Raw genomic sequence first — 21,973 nt, forward strand, 5'->3', positions numbered from 1 at the left:
TCAGTTGCCGTTGGGGTGGCCGACCACGGCGAGCGCGGTGGTCCAGTCCGCCGCGATGGCGCCCTGCGCGTCGGTGAGCGCGACCTTGCCGGTGCAGACCAGACTGTGCAGCTGGTTCTCCACCTTGTCCTTCGGATTGGCGATTCCGGCCCCCGGCTTGTGATCCGGGGACGGCGGTTCCACCCAGAGATTGCGTGGATCGTTCGGGTCGCCGCCGAGCTCGAGCGAGATGAGATGGTCGTATTCGGCGTCCTTCGGATCACCGGTGAAGGCGTAGGACTTGATATTGGCTTCCTTCTCGCGGCCGGTGATATTCGAGTTCGGCCGAATCGATGCGGTATAGCCGGATTTACAGATGGTGTCGGCCAGATTCGCCGCGGTCACCTTCGGATTGGTCGCGCCGGGTGTACAGAGCGGATCCGGAAGCGGTTGTCCGTCAGCGGTTTTGCCGAAGTGGCAGGTACCGGGCGCGGGCTGGGCCTGCACCGTGTACTGCACCGGGCCGGGGCCGACCGGCACCGTCACATTCTGCTGTTTGGCGGGTGGTCCCGAAATCACCTGTGCCACATGGTTTGCCGGATGGGTGGCGCATCCCGCCGCGACCCCGAGGGTCAGCAGAGCGGTCAGCAGGGTCCTGTACGCGTTCATAACAATCCTCGAATCCCACCGCGAAACATCTCAATTGTGCGCTATGCCTTGGGAACACGCGCAATGACGACATGCGAGAGGGAAATCCCCGGTCCTGTGGTCCTACCAATCGGCCCTTCGGCACACCAATTGTTCCCACGACCGGGAACTGTGCTCGCGCACAGCCCAATTGGCTCAACCATGCCCGAGCACGCTCGAATACCGCACTAATCGGGCCAAATCGATCGTTCGACTCTCTCAGTACTGTGCACGGCAACAATTCTGGACGGTACGATCAATTGCCATGAACACCTCGAACACCCTGCCCGGAGGGTTCGTGGCACGCGCCAGCACCACACTGCTGGAGCGCATCGACGATGTGGTCGACCGGGTAGCAGCGGAAATCGAACGAGCCGAACCGGTTTACGGAAATCTGCGCGCGGTGACGCCGGAGGACCTGCGGCGCGCCAACCGCGCCAACCTCGAAGCCATCCTGGGACATCTGGCCGGACGCCGCGAGATCGGCATCGCCGCACCGCGCAGCACCGGCCACCGCCGCGCGGAGACCGGAGTCCCGCTACCCGCGGTGCTGCGCGCCTACCGCATCGGCTCCGGTGTGGTGTGGGACGAACTGCTCGCCATGGCCGGAGACGATCCCGAGGCCAGCCGCGAACTGCTCGGCATCGCCTCGCACGTCTGGAAACTGGTCGACGACTACTCGCAGGCGCTCACCGACGGGTATCAGGAGACCGTGGCCGAACAGCTGCGCCGCGATGCCCGCGCCCACGACGCGGCACTGGAGGCACTGCTCACCGGGCAGGTCGACGGGGCTCGACTATGGGAGTGCGCCCGCGCGCTCGGACTACCCGCGCAGGGGTCGTACGTGGTGGTGGCGGCCACCACCGGCACCGCCGCCGCCGAGGCGCTGCCCGGGGTGGACCGGGGGCTGTCCATGCTGGGCGTGGCCTCGGCATGGCGGGTGCGGGCGCACAGTCATATCGGAATCATCACTCTCACAGCACGTTTCACCGAACCTCGACTGCGCGCGCTACTGGCCGAGCGCAGTGTCGGGCGGGCCGGGATCAGCTCGGTGTTCACCGCGCTCACCGAGGCCGCGGCCGCGCTGCGACAGGCCGAATTGGCCTGTGCCGCAGCGCAGCCCGGCTCTCACCAGGTGCTGCGCTATGACGACGCGCTGATTCCGGTGCTGCTCGCGGGCTCGCCGGAGGCCGCGGGCGCGCTGGCGCGCAGCGTACTCGGACCGGTGCTGGCACTGCCCGAACACGATCGGGAGGTGCTGCTGGAAACCATGCGCACCTGGTTCGAACAGGACGGCGAGGTCTCCGCGGTCGCCGCGGCGCTGTTCTGCCACCGCAATACGGTGCGATTCCGAATAAACCGGGTGGCCGAACTGACCGGGCGCAGACTCACCGAACCGCGCGCCGCCACCGAGATCCAGCTGGCCCTGGAGGCCCGCCGCATCCTCGGTGACGCCGCACCGGGGAAGTGAGACCCGGATTCGGTCGCCGGTCACGAACTCCGCGAAGGCCCGATCGGAAGTTCGAGCTGGGCGCGACCATCCGCGCCCAGCGCCCGCGACACCGTGCCGCGCCGAGGTGGGATTGCCTTCCACCACCGCGATGTTCGCGTCAGCTGTCCAGCTTCGCGGTGATCGCGGCAGCGACCGGGATGCCGCGACGCAGTACCGCCGCGGTGAAGGCACGCGCCAGTACATCGCCGGGAGTCCCTTGTAGACAAACGATTTCGCGGCTGACGGTGGGGCGGATGCGGCGCAGCGCCGCCGGGAGTCCGGCGGGAAGCGCGGTGGTGGGGACCAGGGCGATACCCACACCGGCGGCGGCCAGCTGTGCGGCGGTGGCGGCCTGACGGGTGCGCATGGCGACGGTGAACTCCGCTCCTTGGCGGGTGGCCTGTGCGTCCAGCCAACCCGCGAGGCCGTTATCGGGGTGATAGTGGATGAGGGGTTCGTCGCGCAGGTGCCGCAGGGTGAGGTGTGGGCGATCGGCCAGGGGGTGGCCGGGCGGGAGTACCGCGATGATCTCCTCGGTGCCGATGACCTCGGCAGCGCCGGTCCAGCGACTGGGCCGAGGACCGATGGCCAGGGCTGCCGCGCCCGAATCGACCAGGCGGGCAAGCTCATCCGCGCTGGTGGCCTCGGTGAGCGCCAGGCGCACCAGGGGATTGCGACGCAGCCAGCCGCGCAGCACGGGTGCGAGCAGTCCGGCCGTCATACTCTCCGCGCAGGCCAGGCGCAGCGATCCGCCCTCGCCGCGCGCGGTGGCGCGACCGCCGTCCATGGCGCGATCGACGGCCGCGAGGGCTGTGCGCGCCTCCCCGATCACGCTGTCCCCCACCGCCGTCGGGCGCACGCCCCGGGGTAGCCGCTCCACCACGGGCGCGCCGATCTCCCGCTCCAATGCGGCCAGCTGATGCGACAGCGCGGGTTGGGACATATGCAGTCGCGCCGCCGCCTCGGTGATCGATCCGGCGTCCACGACCGCGATCAGGCATTCCAGCGCACGCAGGGTAGGCATTCGGAGATTCTATGGCAGCGATCGAAAACCTTCAGATCGCGACGGGATGATTCGCCCGGCGCGACGCGCTGATCCGAATATGACAGCACTCGAGAACAAGACCCTGGTGATCATCGGCGCGAGCTCCGGCATCGCCGCCCGCATTGCCGCCGATGCGACCGAACAAGGCGCACAGGTGATTTCGACCGGCCGCCCGGAGGTCGACCTCACCGATGAGAACTCCATTCGAGCCCTGGCCGCACGCGTCGGCGAACTCGACTACCTGATCACCCTCGCCGCCGACCACGCCAACGGACCCGTCACCGAGCTGGATCGCGAGGCCGTGCACCGCGCCTTCGACGCCAAGGTCATCGGCCCGATCCTGCTGGCCAAGCATTTCGCCCCGCGCTTTCGGCCGGGCGGCGCGATGCTGCTCTTCTCCGGTGTGGCCGCCTGGCGTCCGGCACCCGGCCGCAGCGTCATGGCCGCGACGAACGCGGCGGCCGCCACCCTCGCCGAGGCGCTGGCCGTGGAGCTCGCGCCGCTGCGGGTCAATGCCCTCTCCCCCGGCATCATCGATTCCGGCGCGTGGGACGGACCCGCCAAGGACGCGTTCTTCGAATCGGTCGCGTCCCGGAATCCGGCCCGGCGCATCGGCACCCCGGCCGATATCTCCGCCGCCGCGCTACTGGCCCTGACCAATTCGTTCCTCACCGGAACCACCCTGCATGTGGATGGCGGCGGTCGCCTGGTGTGATGCCGCCGGGGCCGAAACACACTGACGCCGTGCGATTTCGGCTCCCGAGCACGCCTGCGACCAGCACGTACGAAATCTCCAACCAAACAGTTGCAAATGCGGCGCGGAAGTGGTCTACTCACATCTGCAACCAAACGGTTGGAGTTTCGAACGGAGTCTGAAATGACTGTCACAGCCCCCACCACCGCCCCCTCGGTGCACGTTCGCGCCGCGATCACCTGGCTGGCGATCTTCCCGATGGTCGCCCTCGGCATGACCCTGATGGCCCCGTTCACCGCGACCTGGCCGCCCGCGCTGCGGGCGCTGGCACTGACCGCGGTCGTGGTGCCCAGCGCGGTGTACGTGGTGGTGCCCCGCCTGATGGCGGCACACCAGCGGATCACGCACCGGCACAACTGAACTCGGGCCGCCCGGTGCCCGAGGCGGTCCGCCACCCAGCACCGGAGTCGCCCACCACCTACGCCTGCGGCGCGATTACCCTTGCGCCGCAGGCGTTTGCGGTCAGGTGAGGGCGAAGGTCAGCAGCGCCGCCGCACCACCGCCCCCGCGCGACCAGGAGTAGCCGAACCAGACGCCCGGGGTGATCTCACGAATCTCGTCGTAGATCTGCGGGGTCGGCGAGGGGGCATAATTCAGCGCCCAGGTCGGGCGGCCGTCCAGAATGGCGGGCGCGCTGTACACATCCGCGCGCCACCCCTCGATGCCGGCGCCGGTGATGCGGTTCTCCAGATAGCCGCCATTGGGTCCGGTGTAGAAGGTCTTGCCGATCCAGACCAGGGGCGTCCACGCCTGCATATCCACCGGTCTGATGACCCAGCCGTTCTTGACGCCCATCGGCACCGCGCCCTGATCGGCATCGCGGAAGATATCGTCCTGCTGCGCCGGCGAACACCGAAAACGCAGTGAGTCAATGGTTGCCGCACGATCGCCGTTGTACAGGACGCAACCGCCGCCGTAATCGGCATCCGCGGCGGCAATCGGTGCGGTGAAGGGATTGAGCGCGAACGCGGTACCTAATCCGGCGAGGGCGAGCAACCTCACCAGGGCATATCTCAGTGTTTCGCGGCGTGAATGCATCACTGCCTCCAACGGTCGACCCCGACCTAACAGCGATGCTAGTTCGCTATGAGATAGCCACGGATAAGTGCAATACAAAAGAGACCAAAAGGTCTTCTACCTGCGACGGCGTATTCGCACATTGACAGCCAACTGCCAGCTGGTTCACGAAACCCGCGCAGCTTCGCGGCGATTAATTGACCATGGCTCGGAAAATTTCACGATCGCCGCGGACGCGGTGGGTATGGCTCGCCCTCGGCTGCCTGGTCGCCGTGATCGCGGTGGCGCTGAGCGTGCCCAGCGCGGTCGCCGCGGCACGCGACACCGGCGCCCCCGGGCAACACCCGATCAGCACCACCCAACCGGTGGAGACGCCCGTACAGGTGGCCCCGCCGACGACGCCGCAGCAGACGCCCGCCATGATCGCGCAGCAGATGCAGACCGCGATCCAGGCGGCCTCGCCCGGCAGCACGGTCGGCATCGACGTCGTCGACATCGGCTCAGGCGCGGTACTGGCCGACCTCAATGCCGATCAGCAGTTCTACACCGCCTCGGTGGTGAAACTGCTCATCGCCCTCGACGATCTGAAAAGCCAGAACTGGCAGGCGGATTCGGATACTTCGGCCGAACTGACCCAGATGCTCGCCACCAGCGATGACGATATCGCCGATGCGCTCTGGGACGCCGACGGCGGCGGCGATATCGTCACCCGCATGGCCGATCTCATCGGCCTGCCCGGCACCCAGGCGCCCGCGGACAACGCGCAGTGGGGCGAAACCCTCACCACCCCACAGGATGTGGTGAAACTCCTCGACTACCTGAACGACACCGTGCCGCTGCCCGCACGCACGCTCATCCTGTCCGCCATGCGCGGGGCCACCCAGATCTCCGCCGACGGCACCGATCAGTACTTCGGCATTCCGGACGGGCTCACCGGGGACTCCTGGGCCGTCAAACAGGGCTGGATGGCACTGGAGGACTCCACCACCCTCGATACCACCGGATTGGTCGCCGCCACCCCGGGCGGACCGCTGCGCTACGCCGTGGTGGTGCTGACCACCCAACCGGCCGATATGAGCTGGACCGCCGCGGGCGCGGCACTCACCGCGGGTGTGACGCTACTGCGCACGGTTATCGCCTAGGTCCGTAATCGCCTGGGCGACAGGGCGATACGGGAAAGGCCCGCACGCAGCGCGGCGTGCGGGCCGAAACCGAGACCGAGACGGCGGGTCTAGTCCAACGGGAGCACCGCGGCCGTACCGGTGATGACGGTATCGCTCTTGTCGACCAGGGCGGCGCGCACCTGGACCGATTGGCCCGAGGCCAGCGCCACCGCACCGGGGGCGGCGGTCAGCGTCACCGTCGCCTGCTGCGAGCTGCCATCGCAGGTGGGGGCGGTCAGGGTGCCCTGCGCGGACGGACGGTCGGCATTGGGGTCGCCGACCAGGACCTTGAGCCCCGCGACACCGGCACCGGCGTCGCAGGAGTACAGGACCCCGACAACCGTGGTGTCGGCCCCCTTGATCTCGATGGAATTGGCCGCCAACGCGGCGGGAGCGGTGGAAATCAGGCCCGCGCCCAGAGCGGCGAGGGCGAATGCGGTGCAGGCGGAACGCTGACGAATCCGATTAGTCACCATCGCTCCATGGTGGCAGCACCCGTCCCGTGCCCGGCGGGAACCCCGGTCCGCACGGCGCGTCCGGGTCGCGGACCCCCGACGAAGCGACAGGCCGATACCGCCCTACAGCTGCCCGAAAACACCGGGGGCCGAAGGATATTGCCCGATCAGCTCGGCTGATCCAGCAGCACCCGGACGCTGACCCGGCCCTTCTCATCCCGGCGGGCCGTGGCATATCCGCCGCGGTCGATACCGTCGAGGTGCAGGGAGATCGGGCCGCCCTCGCCCAGGAAGTTCCGCCACCACTTCTTGTTGTCCGGCATGGCGACGCCGATGGTGATCGTCTCGCCCTTGCGCGAATAGAACACCGGGGTGCTGAACGTCTTGCCGGAACGTCGCCCGACATAGGTGACCTCGACGAAGCCGCGCCGCATGAGGCCGCCGATCACCGGCATCCCCGTCAGCGCGACAACCGCGCCGTTGACGCTCCGTGTGATCGATCCCAAAGTGATTGCCATACCGGCAGCCTACCGACCGGCTGGTGCCGAAGCGTTGAAAACCGTTGGGATCAGGCGAGTTTCAGGGAACGGCCGATGATCTCCTTCATGATCTCGGTGGTGCCGCCGTAGATGGTCTGCACGCGAGCGTCCATGTACGCCTTGGCGATCGGGTATTCGCGCATGTAGCCGTAGCCGCCGTGCAGCTGCAGGCATTTGGTGATGAGGTCGAGCTGCTCCTCGGTGCTCCAGTACTTGGCCATGGCGGCCTCTTCCACGGTGAGCTTCTCGACATTCAGCAGTTCGATGCAGCGGTCCACGAAGACGCGGACGGCGGTGGTCTTGGTGGCGAGCTCGGCCAGCACGAAACGCGTGTTCTGTTGCGCGCCAATCGGTTTGCCGAACGCCTTGCGATCACGCACGTACTGGATGGTGTTCTTCAGCGAGCCTTCCATGGCGGCGGCGGCCATGACGGCGATGGACAGGCGCTCCTGCGGCAGGTTCTGCATCAGGTGGATGAAGCCCTGACCCTCGGTGCCGAGCAGGTTCTTACCGGGCACGCGAACATCCTGGAAGGAGAGCTCGGCGGTGTCCTGCGCCTTGAGGCCGATCTTGTCGAGGTTGCGGCCGCGCTCGAAACCGGGCATACCGCGCTCGACGACCAGCAGCGAGAAGCCCATCGCGCCCTTCTCCGGATCGGTCTGGGCGACCACGATGACGATATCGGCGTTGATGCCATTGGTGATGAAGGTCTTGGAGCCGTTGAGGATCCAGTCGTCGCCGTCCTTGACCGCGCGAGTCTTGATGCCCTGCAAGTCCGAACCGGTGCCGGGTTCGGTCATGGCGATGGCGGTGATGATCTCGCCCGAGCAGAAGCCCGGCAGCCAACGCTGCTTCTGCTCCTCGTTCGCCAACTCCAGCAGGTAGGGGGCGATCACGTCATTGTGCAGGCCGAAACCCAGGCCCGAATACTGCGCGTAGGTGACCTCTTCGGTGACCACAGCGTTGTAGCGGAAATCCTTGACGCCACCGCCGCCGTACTCCTCCGGCACCGCCATACCGAGGAAGCCCTGTTTGCCCGCTTCCAGCCAGACCGCGCGATCGACGATGCCGTCGTGCTCCCACTGCTCGTGGTGCGCGGCCACATGCTGATCCAGAAACTTTCGGAACGACTCCCGGAACAGATCGTGCTCGGGTTCGAAAATAGTGCGTTCCACGCCAACCTCCTGAGTGACCACATCGGCACATCGCCTCTGCCCATACGGTACTCGAAAGTCGAATCAGGGTTAACTTCGAACCCCGGAAAAGTGGTCCGAACTGCGCCTGTCGCCATTGACAAGGCAGATCGAAGCAGCTGAACCCCGGTAAACCTACGGAATCAGAGACCGACCGCGGAGAGGGTCCGGCCCAGCAGTGAACGGCCGCGATCACGGTCCCGTTCGGTGAGCAGGAAACCGATCTCCTCCTCCAGCGCCTTACGCGTCACGGCCTGCAATTCCAGCGCGGCCGCCTCGGCGTCGGTGGCATCACGCCACGGACTGGTGTCGATCGGCGTGCCGAGCGCGAAATAGAAACGCTCCGGCTTGGGCACCAGGGTCGGGCCGAGCCCGCGAATCAGCGGCGGGGTCAGATTCGCCCGCAAACCCAGACCGGTGACCGCCATGCGCAGCGGGCGCATGACCGGATGATCACCATCGAAGACGATGTCGTAGATATCATCGCCACCGACCATGGCGATCGGCACGATCGGAGCCCCGGTCGCAATCGCCATGTGCGCGAAGCCCGTTCGGCCCTCCCACAGCAGCTGATACTTCTGGCCCTTGCCGCGCATGGCTTCCCGGCCACCGCCCGGGAACACCGCCACCGCCTCACCCTGCTCCAGCAGCGTGGTGCAGTTGTGCCGGTTACCGCGCACAACTCCCAAGCGGTGCAAGCCATCTCGCAAAACCGGCACATCGATGAGGATGTTCTCGGCCAGACCCCGCACCAGCCGGTCATGTTTGGCCAGAATCTCCGCCGCCAGCAGCGGGGCATCGGTCCCGCCCGCCAGCGTGTGATTGCCGACCAGCAACACCGGGCCGTCCAGCGGGAAATTCTCCAGCCCGTAGAAACGCGGACTGAACCAGGCGCGCGAGGGCGCGGTGATCAGTTCGATGACCCGGCGATCGGTATCGGTCAACTCGACGTGCAACGGCGCACCGTCGGTGAGCCCCCGTGACTCGGTCAATTGATTGTCATTTGAAGACAAGACATCCCTCCCTGCAGAGATTCCGATAGCGGCATGCTAACGAAATACCCTGTAAGGGAGGGAATCCACCCCGCTCCCGAGTGGGCCCTCGGGCGAGGCGAGTCCGACTACTCGGCCTCGGCCTCGACTTCGGCGGCGGTCTCGGCGTTGACGTCGACGCCCGCATGTGCGAACTCGCTCAGGATGCCCGCGAGGGAGGCGGGAACCTTGGCGCGCACCAGCGTGCCATCGGCCACATGATCCGAGGTGAGGATGCGGCCGTCCGCGTGAATGCGGGCGAGCAGATCACCGCGGGTGTAGGGCAGCAGCACGCTGACCTCCACCAGACCGCCGAGCACCTTGTCCAGGCGCTCACGCAGTTCGTCCAGACCCTGACCGGTGGCCGCCGAGACGAACACCGCCTCGGGCAGCCAGCCGCGCAGCTGGGTCAGCTCCATCGGATCCAGGGCATCGATCTTGTTGACCACCAGCAACTCCGGCGGAGCCGCGGTCTTGGTCTCGCGCAGCACATCGGTGACGACCTCGCGGACCGCCTTGATCTGCTCGCCCGGCAGCGCGTCCGAACCATCCACCACGTGCAAGAGCAGATCCGCGCCGGTGACCTCTTCGAGGGTGGAGCGGAACGCCTCGACCAACTGGGTCGGCAGGTGCCGGACGAAACCGACGGTATCGGTGAAGACGACCTCGCGGCCATCCTCCAGCGCGGCCTTGCGGGTGGTCGGATCCAGCGTCGCGAACAGCGCGTCCTGCACCAGGATGCCCGCACCGGTGAGCGCGTTCATCAGGCTCGACTTGCCCGCGTTCGTATAACCGACGATCGCCACCTGCGGGATACCGCTGGATACGCGCCGATGCCGCTTGGTATCGCGGGCGGTCTTCATCTCCCGGATCTCGCGGCGCAGCTTGGCCATGCGCTCACGAATGCGCTGACGATCGGTCTCGATCTTGGTTTCACCGGGACCACGGGTACCCACGCCACCATTGGCGCCCGCACGACCACCGGCCTGCCGGGACATGGACTCACCCCAGCCGCGCAGTCGCGGCATCATGTACTGCATCTGCGCGAGCGCGACCTGCGCCTTGCCCTCACGTGAGGTGGCGTGCTGGGCGAAGATATCCAGAATCAGCGCGGTGCGGTCGATGACCTTCACCTTGACGATCTTCTCCAGCGCGGTCAGCTGCGCGGGACTCAATTCACCGTCGAGGATGACCGTATCGGCGCCGGTCTCGAGGACCATGGCACGCAATTCCTCGGTCTTGCCCGAACCGATGTAGGTGGCCTTATCCGGTTTGTCGCGGCGCTGGATCAGCGAATCGAGCACCTCGGAACCGGCGGTCTCGGCGAGCGCGGCCAATTCGGCCATTCTCGATTCGACCTGCGCGGTGGTGCCCTCGGTCCAGACGCCGGCCAGCACCACGCGCTCCAGGCGCAGCTGCCGGTATTCGACCTCGGTGACATCCTCGAGCTCGGTGGACAGACCGGCCGTGCGGCGCAGGGCGGCACGTTCATCGAGCTGCAATTCACCGACCGTCGGCGACGCGGAGTCACCCGCGGTCGGCGACGTGGACCAGCCGGTCGCGGCGTCGTCGGTGTTCTCCTCAGCGGGAGTGAACTCGTACGTCTCTTGTTTACTCATACGCCTCCATAATCCCACGGACCAACGGAACAGCGCATTCGGTTATTTCCGGGCGACAGGACAGGCGTGTCCTAGGCGTCCTGCCACCACTTGGCGGCGATCCTGCCGGTGGCCACCAGCACCGACGGACCGCGCAGGGTCGCGGCGCCGTGGTCGATACCGACGGTGACGGTGCCGCCGGGGATGTGGACCTGGATATGGCCGGTGTCCTCGGCCAGATCGAAACCGTCGCGAGCGAGAGCGGCCGCGGCCGCGGCGACGGTTCCCGTTCCGCAGGAACGGGTTTCGCCCACACCGCGTTCGTAGACGCGCATATCGACACCGCGATTGCCGTCCGAGGCGACACCGAGCGCGGTCAGGATTTCGACGTTCACGCCATTCGGGAAGACGGTGTGGTCGAAGGAGGGGGCATGGGTCAGGTCCAGATCGAGCAGGTCCCGATGGGTGAGTTCGGGGTCGACACACGCCAGGTGCGGATTGCCGACGTCGATGCCGAGACCGGTGAATTCGCGACCGGCGAGGGTGGCGGTGGACTCGCCCAGGGTGCGCACCCGGCCCATGGCGACGGTGACCTCACCGTGCACCGGATCGGCGTGATGGACGATCACCGGGCGGGCTCCGGCGCGACTGCCGACCACGAATTCGGTGGCGGATTCCAGGCCGGTGGCGACCAGGTAGTGCGCGAACACGCGCACGCCGTTACCGCACATCTCGGCGATCGAACCGTCCGCGTTGCGGTAGTCCATGAACCAGTCCTCCAGGCTCACGCCTTCGGGAAGCACTGGGAGAGTGCCGTTTTCGATGAGCGCGCCCGCGCGGGCCACGCGCAGCACACCGTCCGCGCCGATACCGCGCTGACGATCGCACAGTGCGGCCACGCGTGATTCGGTCAGCTCCAGCCAGGCATCGGGGTCCGGCAGCACGACGAAATCGTTCTGCGTGCCGTGTCCTTTGCCGAAGTCGATATCAGCCGCGTTCTCGTTCACCATTCGTCCTCACCCAACACCCGAGTTGTCACCGCAACGCCCGGCGCTGCCGGGAAATTTCGTACAGGGCCACCGCCGCCGCCGACGGGGCTCCCAGGGAACCGTCGGACGGGACGCACACCAGCTCATCGCACACCTGCCGCCAGGCGGGGGCGAGCGTTTCGCTTTCATCACCGATGACCAGCACGGTGGCGGCACCGAACTCGAACTCGTCGAGGGCGATACCGCCGTGATCGTCACTGCCGACGATACGGGTGCGGATCCCCCGCGCCAGCTGCCGGTCCCGGAACGCGGTCAGTTGCGCGGGTCCGGAGGCGCGCAGGACGGGGACCGCGAAGAGCGCGCCGTCGGAGGCGGTCACGCTCTGCGGGTCGTAATGGTCCGCGCCGGAACCGGTCACGATCACCCCGCTCGCACCGAACGCCGCCGCCGAGCGGATCAGCGATCCCAGGCGGACCGGTGAACCCGGGCGGTCGATGACCACCACGGTGGGCGGCTGCTCCGGCGTACCCGGGGCGAAATCATCGAGTTCCATACGGCGCGAGACCGCCACCGCGACCAATTCCGGCACCGATTCCGACGGTTCGGCCAGCTCGGCCATCACCTCGGGAACCAGCCCGATGCTGGGCACCCCGCTGGATTCGAGAACCTGGCGCGCCCAGCCGGACGGCTCCGGCGCACCCAGGCGATAGACGAGAGTCTCCAGGGGCCAATGACATTCGAGCGCGCGGGCGATGGGACGCTGACCGTGCACCAGGAATCTATTGTCGCGCAGGCGACTGGCCCGACTGTTCAGATATGCCTGCCACACCTGGACCGAGGCATTGCGGGCATTCGCGCGACGCGTCACTCAGCTGACTTCCTGTTCGTCCTTCGCCGTCGAGGAGTTGACGAGCGTCAGCGCCGTCTCCGCCAGCCGCGGATCCGCGCCGTCCACCCAGTGCACCCGTTGATCGCGGCGGAACCAGGATCGCTGTCGCCGGACATAGCGCCTGGTGCCGATGAAGGTGCGCTCCTGCGCTTCGTTCAGGTCGTATTCGTTGTCCAGGTAGTCCAGGACTTGTGCGTATCCGATTGCGCGGCGGGCGGTCTGGCCGTCGCGCAGGCCCCGGCCGATCAGGGTGCGCACCTCGTCCACCAGACCGGAGTCGAACATCTTCGCGGTACGCAGTTCGATGCGGGCGTCCAGTGCGGCGGTGTCCCGGTCGACGCCGATAATGACTGTGCCCCAGCGGGGTTCGCCGATCTGCGGGGCGGAGGCGGCGAACGGCTTACCGGTCAGCTCGACCACCTCGAGGGCGCGGACCATACGGCGACCGTCGGTGGGCAGGATGGTGTCGGCGGCCACCGGATCGGCGGCGCGCAGCGCCTCGTGCACGATGACCACGCCGCGTTCCTCGAGCAGGGTCTCCCATTTGGCGCGGATCTCCGGATCGGTGGCCGGGAAGTCCCAATCATCAAGCAGCGCTTGGACGTACATCATCGAACCGCCGACGATGACGGGGGTGTGACCGCGCGCCATGATGGCCTCGACATCGGCCCGGGCCGCGGTTTGATACACCGCGACGGTCGCGGTCTCGGTGACATCGAGAACATCGAGTTGGTGATGCGTGATGCCGCGGCGTTCGGCGAGCGGGAGTTTCGCGGTGCCGACATCCATGCCGCGATAGAGCTGCATGGCGTCGATATTGACGATCTCGCCGTGTAGTCGTTCGGCCAGATCCAGGGCCAGATCGGATTTTCCGGTGGCGGTCGGGCCGACGACGGCAATGGGCCGAATCATGCGGCATCACCCGGAAGCCAGCTGCTCGCGTGGTAGGCGATGCCGAACGGGGCTGCGGCATAGAAGGTTTCGACCCGGGGGTCGGCGGCGTCGGCGGCGAAGAGGCCGGCCAGCACCTGGAAGGCCGGGCGGCCCGCGACATCGAGTTCGGCGCACAGGCCCACATCGAGCCCGGCCAGTGCGGACCGATCACCGGTCGCGAGGGCGTGATCGATCTCGGCCTGCGCCGCTTCGGCGCGCGGGTCGAGGTAGCGCGGGGCCTTGAGCGACAGGGTTGCCGCACCGTCGCCGACGACCAACACCCCATACCGGTCAGTCGCTGAATCCAGTTCGGCGCGCAGCCGCTCGCCATACGCCAGGCACTCGGCGGCAGGTGTGTCGGACGCCACCAAGCGCGCCACGGCGATCGCGTCCGGGGCCACCCGCTCGCGCAACCAGCCACCGATCAAGACCGCCAACGGCAATTCGGGATCCGGATTCCCGGTAGTCGCGGTCGCCGACAAACCGACCCGGACATCCACTCCGTAGCCCCGGAAGGTGCCCGCGGTCTCCGAGTCGTACACATTGTCCGAATCCGCCACGCCCACCACAATCCAGCGTTTGGCCTGGCCAGCCAGCTCTCCGGCGGCCTCGAACACCGCGCCGCGCAATTGCGCGACCGCACCGTCGGCCGCCGCGCCTGCCGCACCACCCAGCTCGGGTATCAGGGCGGGTGGCGAGGGGACCAGCGACGCAACACAGAACACGCGGTCAACCGTAGCGCTACCGCGCCTCACCAGCCCCACCCCACCTGATCGCCGCGCCACGGAGGTGGCCTCAAAGACAGCATTTCGCATCTCAGCCTGGTTGAATGGGGAGAGTTGGACAATGAGCTAGGGCGTAACCAGGCAGCCGTGACGCGCGGCAGGGACGAGGAGCAATGAGCGACAACAGCGGAAACGAGAAGGCTACCCAGTCGGAACCGACCTCGACGCCCCAGCCCGGCGCCGCCCAGCGTCCGTCTCCGGCCACCGCCGCCGGTCCCCGCCCGGGACCAGCGCCGCGTAAACCGGAAGCCCCGAAGCCCCACGCCGTCAAGCCCTCTCCCGGCCCGGCGACCCCGCATCCGCATCCGGTCGTGGTGCCGAGCGTGAGCGATCCCAGCCAGTGGGGCCGCGTCGACGAGGACGGCACCGCGTGGGTCAAGACCACCGACGGCGAACGCGTCATCGGATCTTGGCAGGCCGGCGACACCGCCGAGGGCCTGGCCCACTTCGGCCGCCGCTTCGACGATCTGGCCACCGAAGTGGCATTGCTCGAAGCCCGCCTGGCCGCCGGTACCGACGCCCGCAAGACCAAGACCGCGGCCACCGCGCTTGCCGAGACATTGCCCGGTGCCGCCGTCATCGGCGATATCGACGGGCTCACCCAGCGGCTGCGCGCGATCATCGAACACTCCGACGAGGCCGCCGCGCACGCCAAGGAGGAGAAGGAACGCTCCCGGCACGAACAGACCGAGCGCAAGGAAGCCCTGGCCGCCGAGGCCGAGCAGATCGCCGCGGAATCCACCCAGTGGAAGGTCGCGGGCGATCGGCTGCGCGAGATCCTGGACGAGTGGAAGACCATTCGCGGGGTCGATCGCAAGGTCGACGACGCACTGTGGCGACGCTTCTCCAAGGCACGCGAGGCATTCAACCGCCGGCGCGGCGCACACTTCGCGGAACTGGATCGCGAACGCGCCTCGGCCAAGACGCATAAGGAAGAACTGTGCGTGCGGGCCGAGGAATTGGCCAACTCCACCGATTGGGCGGGCACCGCCGCGGTCTTCCGCGATCTGCTCGCCGAATGGAAAGCCGCGGGCCGCGCCCCGCGCGAAGCCGATGAACAGCTCTGGAAGCGCTTCAAATCCGCGCAGGACGTGTTCTTCGCGGCCCGCAATTCGGCCGCCTCGGAGCGGGACGCCGAATTCGAGGAGAACGCGCACTCCAAGGAAGAGCTGCTGCTGCACTACGAGAACCTGAATCCGGAGACCAACCTCGACTCCGCTCGCGCCGCGCTGCGCGATCTGCAGGAGAAGTGGGACGCCATCGGCAAGGTGCCGCGCGAGCGCATCCACGATCTGGAGGCGCGACTGCGCGCGGTGGAGAAGCGGGTGCGCGATGCCGTGGACGCGCAGTGGCGGCGCAGCGACCCCGAGGCCATGGCCCGCGCGGCGCAATTCCGGGAGCGGGTGGCGCAATTCGAGGAGCAGGCCGCCAAGGCACAGGCGGCCGGTAAGACCCGCGATGCGGAGAAGGCACTGGAACAGGCCAAGCAGTGGCAGGAATGGGCCGAAGCCGCCGAGGGCGCGGTCAGCCAGCGCTGAGACTTTCGCGTGAACGGTCCGAGGGCAATCGATCCTGTTGCCCCCGGGCCGTTTTCGTTTCGCTGTGCAGCCATGCGGCCGCGACGGCGAACAGCGCGAGGGTGAGCCAGATATAGGCGTTATGGGACAGGATCGCGTAGCGGCCGTGCGCCGGCATATCGAAGACGCTGCCCAGGCGCAGGCCCAGCAGGTCCAAGACGCCGCCGGAGGAGACCGCGAAGACCACCAGCAGTACCGCCGGCGCGAACAGGCCGCCCCGGCGCAGTGCGAGATCGGCCAGGTAGATCAGCAGCGGGGCCAGCCAAACCCAGTGGTGTATCCAGCTGAACGGGGATACCGCGGTGCTGGTCAGCCCGCAGAGCACCACGGCGGGCAACTCCCGGCCGGTCGCCGAGAACCGGCGGGCCAACCACAGGCATACCGCGACAATGGCGAGAGCGCCTGCGAGCCACAGCAATTGGAGTCCGGCACCCGAGCCCAGGCTGCGCGCGATCAAGCCGCGCAGCGTCTCGTTCTGCGGATTCGCCGGTACGCCCACCCGGGCCGGATCGGCGAACGCACCGCTCCAGAAGGTCCACGAATCCTTGGGCAGCACAGCCAATCCCACGATCATGGTGGCGACCAAGGCGCCGATCGCGGTGGCGGCGGCCCGGAATCGGCGCGTCACCAGCAGGTAGAGCACGAAAAACAGTGGGGTGAGCTTGATTCCGGCCGCGATACCGGTCAGCACACCCTTCCAGCGGGAGGAATCGGGCAGGCTCATATCCGCCAGCACGATGAGCAACAGCAGGATATTGATCTGACCGAATGCCATGGATTCGCGAATCGGCTCACACCACAGCAGGATTGCCGCGCTCGACAGCGCCAGCAGCGCCATCCGGCGATCACGCCGGTAGCCGAGCATCGACAGGGCCACCCATCCCGACGCGGCGAGAATCGCGAAATTGCCCAACTGTCCGACCCAGGTGAACACGGTGCCGTGCAACGCCACCAGCGGGACGAACAGCAGCGCCGAGAACGGCGTGTAGACGAATTCCCACACCCCGCGGGTACTCCCCCGCAGCGGACTGTCATAGACCGACACCCCGTCCACCACGCGTTGCGCCGCGATCTGATAGGTGCCCAGATCCATCAGATGCGTCATCATCTGCGTATTGACGGCCACCTGTTCGAGGTAGCGCCACCCGGCGAGTAGGCCGAGCACCGCGAAGGCGCACACCACCGCCGCGGGAATCGTGCGCCGCTCCGGCACCACACTGTTCGTGTCCGCGAGCCGCTCGACTCCCACTGACATGCTGCCTCCACCGATACCTGGTCTCCGCTTGCCCGAACCACCGTAGTGACGGATGCCCGGGCGCGCACACCGCAAACCGGTTCGTTTGTCTCGCGCACAGCGGCCGTCCCGACCCGGCCGGTGATCACGCTCGCCGACTGACTCGGCGGATTACCTTGGGGCGCAAATAGATCGAGGTCGGGACCGAGGTCCGGTTAGGCTCGCAGGATGGGACCGACGCGGGAAACACTGGTCGCGCATCTGATGGCGACCGGTATGGCGGGGCAGGTGGCGACGCCCCGGGAGAACAATCTGGATCACTACCAGCGGCTGGCCTACCGGGATCCGGACTATATGTTCGGATTGAATCCGGGGCCGCGCTGGGAGGATCCGGCCGAGATCCTGGAATTGATGGCGCGCAAGGTCGGAGTGGATCCGCGCCCGCAGTTTCACCGGGGCGTCGACACCATCGATCCCGAACTCACCGCGTCCGCGCTGGATCGATACGCGGAACGATTCCAACAGGCGGTGCGCGAACGGCAACGGGTGTTGTTCGCCACCGGACATCCACGCACCCTGGCCCGCCTCTATCAACACCTTGCGGCCGCGCTGACCGAGGCGGGCGGGACGATCGTCCGGGCGGGCGCGGGCGCCGGCTACGACGGGTACACCCGGCGCGGCTGGCAGCGCCTGGAGGTCGACTTCTTCCTCGGCGTCGCGACCATCGGAGACTCGGTCGGCCCGGTGCACACGCATTCGGATCGGCCGATCCGCCTGGTACTGGCCGCACTCGAGAAGGCGGGCGAGGCGCGCCCGGATCTCGTTGTCGCCGACCACGGTTGGTGCGGCGGCGCGGCCTACGCCGGAATCGACGCCATCGGCTTCGCCGACTGCAATGACCCGGCGCTCTTCGTCGGTGAGGAGGAGGGCACGGTCGCGGTCGCCGTTCCGCTAGACGACGGCATCGACGAAGAGGAATACGACCTGCTCGGCGAATACATCCTCACCAGCCGCCCATAGCTACACACCCGACCCCGTCATCCCGGCATGCTTTTGGCCAGGATCCACACTGGCAGCGTCACAACAGGTTTGGTGGATCCCGGCCAAAAGCGCGCCGGGATGACGAGAAGTCGGACGCCGGGATGACGAGAAGTCGGACGCCGGGATGACGAGGCCTCAGCCGGTGATGATCTCGTGGCGGGTGATGCGGTGGGAGCGGCGGTATTCGCTCGGGGAGACGCCTACCTCGCGCCCGAAATGGGTGCGCAGGTTGGCGGCGCTGCCGAGACCGCAGCGGTCGGCTACCACATCCACCGGTAAGTCGGTGCGTTCCAACAGTTCCCGGGCGCGGATGACGCGCTGGGTGAGCAGCCATTGCAGTGGGGTGCCGCCGATTTCGGCGTGGAAGCGGCGGGCCAGGGTGCGTTCGCTGGTATTGGCGTGGCGGGCCAGGTCGGTGACGGTGAGGGGCTGATCCAGGTGGTGGATGGCCCATTGCAGGGTTGCGGACAGGCCGGAATCGGCGGGATAGGCGGGGACCGGGGATTGCAGGTATTGGGCCTGTCCCCCGGCCCGATGCGGTGACACCACCAGGTGGCGGGCGGCGGCATTGGCCGCGCCCGAGCCCAGATCCTTGCGAATCAGGTGGATGCACAGGTCCATTCCGGCCATGGTGCCCGCGCTGGTGAGGATGCGGCCGTCATCGATGTAGAGCACGGCGGGATCGATGTCCAGGTGCGGATAGCGCTCGCGCATGGCGTCGATATGCCGCCAGTGCGTGGTCATGCGACGGCCGTCGAGCAGACCCGCCTCGGCGAGTACGAACGCGCCGGTGCAGAGCGAGACGATGCGCGCGCCTGCCTCGTGCGCGGTGCGCACGGCCTCGACCAGATCGCGGGGCGGGGCCTCGCGCACGTTCGGCGTGGACGGGATGACCACCGTATCGGCGCGGATCAGATCGTCGTAGTCATGAGCCGTCAACGCCACGAACGGATCTCGCAGCGTGGCGGTGGCGGCGTCGCGGGGGCCGCAGAGTTGGAAGCGGTACCAGCGGTGCGGGTCGACGCCCAGGGGCGGTTCGTGGAAGACCTGATACGGGATGGCGACCTCGAAGACCGGCATGCCGGGAGCCACGGCGACGGCGAGGGTTCCGGGTTCTTTGAGCGTTCCGGGATCGTTGAGGGTCCCGGGGTCATCGAGCGTGCCGGGTTTGTCGAGTGTGCCGGGGTTGTGCGGCTCCATATTTCCACGGTAAACCCGAGCGCTGTCAGAAATCTAGCGCATCATGGCATTCCTGCCACTGGTTGCCGGAATGACTGTCTCGGATAGTCGAATTCATGACAACGACGACCGAAGACGAAGCAGCTCAGCGGTCCGAGACGCCGCTCGCGGGGCGGTACCGAATGCTCGCCATCGCCGGTATCGCCCAATTTCTCGCAATACTCGATCTTTTCGCGGTCACCGTCGCGTTTCCGGCGCTGCGGGAATCGTTCGACAGCTCGACCGGTGCGGTGTCGTGGACCTTGAACGCGTACACGATCGTGATGGCGGCGCTGCTGGTTCCCGCCGGGCGGCTGGCCGACGATACCGGGCGCAAGCGCGGATTCCTCATCGGCATAGCGCTTTTCGGGCTGGCGTCGATCGCGTGCGGGACCGCGCCGAATCTGGCCGTACTGCTCGTCGCGCGCATCACACAGGCGGCAGCGGCGGCGCTGCTGGTGCCGACCGGACTGGGACTGGTGCTGCCCAGCTTCCCGCGCCGGGAGCATGCGACGGTCATGGGCATCTGGACCGCCATCGCGGCCGCCGGCGGGGCCAGCGCGCCGGTGCTGGGTGGACTGCTGTTGCAGGCCGGGTGGCGGTGGATCTTCTTGCTGAACGTGCCGTTCACGGTGGTGGCGTTCGTGCTGGGCCTGCGGGTGCTGCCCGATATCGCACCGGGTGTGCGACGGCGGCTGGATCCCCTTGGTGCACTGCTCATTCTGGGCGCGACGGCGGGATTCACCACGGTGTTCGTGCAGGCGGACACCTGGGGTTACACGGGGGTGGCGACCCTCGGCATGCTCGTCGCCGCAATCGGCCTGGCCGTGTGGTTCGCCGTGCACATCCGACAGCACCCCGATCCGGTGGTGAGCCCGGTTGTGCTGCGGCACAAGCTATTCCGGATCGCCGCGCTCGGAGTGTTCTGCTACTACCTGGCTTTCGCGGCCATGATCCTGGAGATCACGCTGTTCCTCACCGAACGACTGCACTATTCGGTGCTCGCGGCCAGTCTCGGTGTGGCTCCCCTGCCGATCAGTTGCCTACTGCTGTCGCCGTTCTCGGGCAGGTTCATCGCGCGCTTCGGTGCTCGCGCCTCGGCGGCACTGGGTGGTGCGTGCCTGGCGGCCGGTGCCGCGTGGTGGGCGGTGGTCAGCGGATTCACCGACTCCTACGCGCTGATCATCCTGCCCGGCGGGATACTCGCCGGAGCCAGCACGGCGCTGCTGCAACCGCCGCTGTTCGGTTCGGCGGCGCTGCTGCCCGCCGCGGAGACCTCGCTCGGCTCGGGCACGCTCATGATGGCGCGGCAGACCAGTTCCGCACTGGGCGTTGCCATTCTGACCGCGATCCTGGGTGCGGGCGCACACCACACCCTCGGTGAATTCCGCGCGGGCTGGCTCTTCATGACGGTCGTGGGCATCGCCGCGATGTTCGCGGGCCTGGCCTACCGACCGGATCGGTGAGGACTACTTATCGCCGAAGAGGCGGCGGTGGTCGCGTTCCTCGGCTTCGGCGGCGGCGATGCGGCGCTGTTCCTCGGCGGCCAGGTGCACCGTGGTGCGGCTCCAGACCACGCGAATCCAGTGGAAGGTCAGCACCATGATCACGATGGTGGACAGGATCAGGCCGATGCCGGGGCCCGCGCCGTGATAGTTGCCGAGGCCGGGGGTGTTGCGATGCCAGATGGAGAAGACGCCGAAGACGCTGCCGATGGCCGAGCCCGCGACCGCGATCCACGCCAGCGCCCAGCGGCGGGTGGCCAGGGCCAGCAGGGAGAAGCCGATACCGAAGACGACCACGAACCATTCGAAGACCCGTGACGGCAGGCCGATGTGCTCGGCCTTGGCCGCCGCGTCGTAGAGGATCACATCGAAGCCGCGCGCCTGTCCGGCATGCGGCAGCACCAGCGAGAACAGCAGCAGGAACACCGCACCCGCGACCACCATCGCGCGTACGCCCGGGTCGATCTCCCCCGCGATCTTGCGCTCGACGGCCTCCAGATCCGCGCGGAACTGCTCGAAGTCCTGACTGTTCTCCGCCGACTTCATGGTCTCCTCATTCGCCTCGGGCGCATCCGCACGCGCCGAATCTGATTGTGCCGCTGAGTCTTCCGCCGCATCCGCAGGGCCGTGCCCTGCATCCGTACCCGGCGCGCCGCCATCATGATCGAGCGCGGCGGCATCGTCGCCATGTTCCGGACGCGGTTCATCATGACCTTTTCCGGCATGCGCGGAACTGTGGTCGGGGCCGTTCGGCTGCTGCTCGGTCATCTGTGGTGATCCTGAGTCATGCGGGAGTGGGGTCGACCCATCATGCCCCGCCCCGGATTCCGACTACTACGCGGTGTCGGA

General features: G+C 67.5%; 23 protein-coding genes. 8 read left to right on the top strand and 15 right to left on the bottom strand.

Annotated elements, in window-relative coordinates:
* Positions 1–648 carry a hypothetical protein gene (locus ACFVUS_RS11055; RefSeq protein ID WP_387763868.1) on the bottom strand — a complete coding sequence of 216 codons (648 nt, stop codon included), beginning with the start codon at positions 646–648 and terminating at the stop codon, positions 1–3.
* Between the two features lie 283 nt (positions 649–931).
* Between ACFVUS_RS11055 and ACFVUS_RS11060 the strand changes: the two genes are divergently transcribed.
* Positions 932–2,137, top strand: coding sequence for a PucR family transcriptional regulator (locus ACFVUS_RS11060; protein ID WP_387763871.1), 1,206 nt, complete (start codon positions 932–934; stop codon positions 2,135–2,137).
* Positions 2,138–2,276: 139 nt separating this feature from the next.
* On the opposite strand, the gene ACFVUS_RS11065 is transcribed toward ACFVUS_RS11060, so the two are convergent.
* A complete protein-coding gene (locus tag ACFVUS_RS11065; RefSeq protein WP_387763874.1) occupies positions 2,277–3,182 on the bottom strand; it encodes a LysR substrate-binding domain-containing protein in 906 nt (301 codons plus the stop codon).
* A 79-nt stretch (positions 3,183–3,261) separates the two neighbouring features.
* Here ACFVUS_RS11065 and ACFVUS_RS11070 point away from each other — a divergent pair, with 79 nt between their 5' ends.
* Both ACFVUS_RS11070 and ACFVUS_RS11075 read left to right on the top strand, forming a co-directional pair.
* Positions 3,262–3,918: an SDR family oxidoreductase gene (locus ACFVUS_RS11070; RefSeq protein WP_387763877.1), complete on the top strand. Its 657-nt coding sequence runs from the start codon at positions 3,262–3,264 to the stop codon at positions 3,916–3,918.
* 162 nt (positions 3,919–4,080) lie between these two features.
* On the top strand, positions 4,081–4,317 hold the full coding sequence (locus ACFVUS_RS11075; RefSeq protein WP_387763880.1) for a hypothetical protein: 237 nt from the start codon (positions 4,081–4,083) through the stop codon (positions 4,315–4,317).
* 102 nt (positions 4,318–4,419) lie between these two features.
* Here the strand turns inward: ACFVUS_RS11075 and ACFVUS_RS11080 are convergent, their stop codons facing one another.
* The gene (locus ACFVUS_RS11080; RefSeq protein ID WP_387763883.1) at positions 4,420–4,959 is read right to left on the bottom strand and encodes a hypothetical protein; all 540 of its coding nucleotides are present in this window, start codon (positions 4,957–4,959) and stop codon (positions 4,420–4,422) included.
* A 218-nt stretch (positions 4,960–5,177) separates the two neighbouring features.
* Between ACFVUS_RS11080 and ACFVUS_RS11085 the strand changes: the two genes are divergently transcribed.
* Positions 5,178–6,116 (top strand): hypothetical protein, encoded by a 939-nt coding sequence (locus tag ACFVUS_RS11085; RefSeq protein WP_387763886.1) that lies wholly within the window; start codon positions 5,178–5,180, stop codon positions 6,114–6,116.
* An 89-nt stretch (positions 6,117–6,205) separates the two neighbouring features.
* Here ACFVUS_RS11085 and ACFVUS_RS11090 read toward each other — a convergent pair whose 3' ends face one another.
* The 9 genes from ACFVUS_RS11090 to ACFVUS_RS11130 form a co-directional block, all read right to left on the bottom strand.
* Positions 6,206–6,610, bottom strand: coding sequence for a hypothetical protein (locus tag ACFVUS_RS11090; RefSeq protein WP_387763888.1), 405 nt, complete (start codon positions 6,608–6,610; stop codon positions 6,206–6,208).
* 149 nt (positions 6,611–6,759) lie between these two features.
* Complete coding sequence (locus ACFVUS_RS11095) at positions 6,760–7,110, bottom strand: hypothetical protein (protein ID WP_387763890.1); 351 nt, start codon at positions 7,108–7,110, stop codon at positions 6,760–6,762.
* 50 nt (positions 7,111–7,160) lie between these two features.
* Positions 7,161–8,306 (bottom strand): acyl-CoA dehydrogenase family protein, encoded by a 1,146-nt coding sequence (locus ACFVUS_RS11100; RefSeq protein WP_387763892.1) that lies wholly within the window; start codon positions 8,304–8,306, stop codon positions 7,161–7,163.
* A gap of 161 nt (positions 8,307–8,467) precedes the next feature.
* Positions 8,468–9,316, bottom strand: a complete 849-nt coding sequence (locus ACFVUS_RS11105; protein WP_387763894.1) for a lysophospholipid acyltransferase family protein — start codon at positions 9,314–9,316, stop codon at positions 8,468–8,470.
* Between the two features lie 128 nt (positions 9,317–9,444).
* Positions 9,445–10,974: a GTPase HflX gene (gene hflX, locus ACFVUS_RS11110; RefSeq protein WP_387763896.1), complete on the bottom strand. Its 1,530-nt coding sequence runs from the start codon at positions 10,972–10,974 to the stop codon at positions 9,445–9,447.
* Between the two features lie 71 nt (positions 10,975–11,045).
* Positions 11,046–11,963, bottom strand: a complete 918-nt coding sequence (gene dapF, locus ACFVUS_RS11115; protein WP_387763898.1) for a diaminopimelate epimerase — start codon at positions 11,961–11,963, stop codon at positions 11,046–11,048.
* Positions 11,964–11,988: 25 nt separating this feature from the next.
* Positions 11,989–12,810, bottom strand: coding sequence for a TrmH family RNA methyltransferase (locus ACFVUS_RS11120; RefSeq protein WP_387763900.1), 822 nt, complete (start codon positions 12,808–12,810; stop codon positions 11,989–11,991).
* On the bottom strand, positions 12,811–13,743 hold the full coding sequence (gene miaA, locus ACFVUS_RS11125) for a tRNA (adenosine(37)-N6)-dimethylallyltransferase MiaA (RefSeq protein WP_387763902.1): 933 nt from the start codon (positions 13,741–13,743) through the stop codon (positions 12,811–12,813).
* On the bottom strand, positions 13,740–14,489 hold the full coding sequence (locus tag ACFVUS_RS11130) for a hypothetical protein (protein ID WP_387763904.1): 750 nt from the start codon (positions 14,487–14,489) through the stop codon (positions 13,740–13,742). The genes miaA and ACFVUS_RS11130 overlap by 4 nt, the downstream gene beginning before the upstream one ends.
* A 173-nt stretch (positions 14,490–14,662) precedes the next feature.
* Between ACFVUS_RS11130 and ACFVUS_RS11135 the strand changes: the two genes are divergently transcribed.
* On the top strand, positions 14,663–16,087 hold the full coding sequence (locus tag ACFVUS_RS11135) for a DUF349 domain-containing protein (protein WP_387763906.1): 1,425 nt from the start codon (positions 14,663–14,665) through the stop codon (positions 16,085–16,087).
* On the opposite strand, the gene ACFVUS_RS11140 is transcribed toward ACFVUS_RS11135, so the two are convergent.
* On the bottom strand, positions 16,074–17,381 hold the full coding sequence (locus ACFVUS_RS11140; protein ID WP_387763909.1) for a glycosyltransferase 87 family protein: 1,308 nt from the start codon (positions 17,379–17,381) through the stop codon (positions 16,074–16,076). The genes ACFVUS_RS11135 and ACFVUS_RS11140 overlap by 14 nt on opposite strands.
* Positions 17,382–17,588: 207 nt before the next feature.
* Here ACFVUS_RS11140 and ACFVUS_RS11145 point away from each other — a divergent pair, with 207 nt between their 5' ends.
* A complete protein-coding gene (locus tag ACFVUS_RS11145) occupies positions 17,589–18,380 on the top strand; it encodes a phosphatase (protein ID WP_387763911.1) in 792 nt (263 codons plus the stop codon).
* Between the two features lie 156 nt (positions 18,381–18,536).
* Here ACFVUS_RS11145 and ACFVUS_RS11150 read toward each other — a convergent pair whose 3' ends face one another.
* Positions 18,537–19,601 (bottom strand): GlxA family transcriptional regulator, encoded by a 1,065-nt coding sequence (locus ACFVUS_RS11150; RefSeq protein ID WP_387763913.1) that lies wholly within the window; start codon positions 19,599–19,601, stop codon positions 18,537–18,539.
* Positions 19,602–19,696: 95 nt separating this feature from the next.
* Here ACFVUS_RS11150 and ACFVUS_RS11155 point away from each other — a divergent pair, with 95 nt between their 5' ends.
* Positions 19,697–21,085, top strand: coding sequence for an MFS transporter (locus ACFVUS_RS11155; RefSeq protein ID WP_387763915.1), 1,389 nt, complete (start codon positions 19,697–19,699; stop codon positions 21,083–21,085).
* 3 nt (positions 21,086–21,088) lie between these two features.
* Here ACFVUS_RS11155 and ACFVUS_RS11160 read toward each other — a convergent pair whose 3' ends face one another.
* A complete protein-coding gene (locus ACFVUS_RS11160) occupies positions 21,089–21,670 on the bottom strand; it encodes a hypothetical protein (protein ID WP_364632787.1) in 582 nt (193 codons plus the stop codon).
* An 81-nt stretch (positions 21,671–21,751) separates the two neighbouring features.
* Here ACFVUS_RS11160 and ACFVUS_RS11165 point away from each other — a divergent pair, with 81 nt between their 5' ends.
* Entirely contained in the window at positions 21,752–21,901 is a 150-nt protein-coding gene (locus ACFVUS_RS11165; RefSeq protein WP_387763918.1) for a hypothetical protein, read from the top strand.
* Positions 21,902–21,973 lie beyond the last annotated feature (72 nt).

The sequence above is a fragment of the Nocardia sp. NPDC058058 genome, from assembly GCF_042885355.1.
Lineage (GTDB): Bacteria > Actinomycetota > Actinomycetes > Mycobacteriales > Mycobacteriaceae > Nocardia.

Coding starts and splice junctions, on each gene's coding strand:
- ACFVUS_RS11055 (WP_387763868.1), bottom strand. CDS start 648: ATGAACGCGTACAGGACCCTGCTGACCGCTCTGCTGACCCTCGGGGTC.
- ACFVUS_RS11060 (WP_387763871.1), top strand. CDS start 932: ATGAACACCTCGAACACCCTGCCCGGAGGGTTCGTGGCACGCGCCAGC.
- ACFVUS_RS11065 (WP_387763874.1), bottom strand. CDS start 3,182: ATGCCTACCCTGCGTGCGCTGGAATGCCTGATCGCGGTCGTGGACGCC.
- ACFVUS_RS11070 (WP_387763877.1), top strand. CDS start 3,262: ATGACAGCACTCGAGAACAAGACCCTGGTGATCATCGGCGCGAGCTCC.
- ACFVUS_RS11075 (WP_387763880.1), top strand. CDS start 4,081: ATGACTGTCACAGCCCCCACCACCGCCCCCTCGGTGCACGTTCGCGCC.
- ACFVUS_RS11085 (WP_387763886.1), top strand. CDS start 5,178: ATGGCTCGGAAAATTTCACGATCGCCGCGGACGCGGTGGGTATGGCTC.
- ACFVUS_RS11095 (WP_387763890.1), bottom strand. CDS start 7,110: ATGGCAATCACTTTGGGATCGATCACACGGAGCGTCAACGGCGCGGTT.
- hflX (WP_387763896.1), bottom strand. CDS start 10,974: ATGAGTAAACAAGAGACGTACGAGTTCACTCCCGCTGAGGAGAACACC.
- dapF (WP_387763898.1), bottom strand. CDS start 11,963: ATGGTGAACGAGAACGCGGCTGATATCGACTTCGGCAAAGGACACGGC.
- miaA (WP_387763902.1), bottom strand. CDS start 13,743: ATGATTCGGCCCATTGCCGTCGTCGGCCCGACCGCCACCGGAAAATCC.
- ACFVUS_RS11135 (WP_387763906.1), top strand. CDS start 14,663: ATGAGCGACAACAGCGGAAACGAGAAGGCTACCCAGTCGGAACCGACC.
- ACFVUS_RS11140 (WP_387763909.1), bottom strand. CDS start 17,381: ATGTCAGTGGGAGTCGAGCGGCTCGCGGACACGAACAGTGTGGTGCCG.
- ACFVUS_RS11145 (WP_387763911.1), top strand. CDS start 17,589: ATGGGACCGACGCGGGAAACACTGGTCGCGCATCTGATGGCGACCGGT.
- ACFVUS_RS11150 (WP_387763913.1), bottom strand. CDS start 19,601: ATGGAGCCGCACAACCCCGGCACACTCGACAAACCCGGCACGCTCGAT.
- ACFVUS_RS11155 (WP_387763915.1), top strand. CDS start 19,697: ATGACAACGACGACCGAAGACGAAGCAGCTCAGCGGTCCGAGACGCCG.
- ACFVUS_RS11160 (WP_364632787.1), bottom strand. CDS start 21,670: ATGAAGTCGGCGGAGAACAGTCAGGACTTCGAGCAGTTCCGCGCGGAT.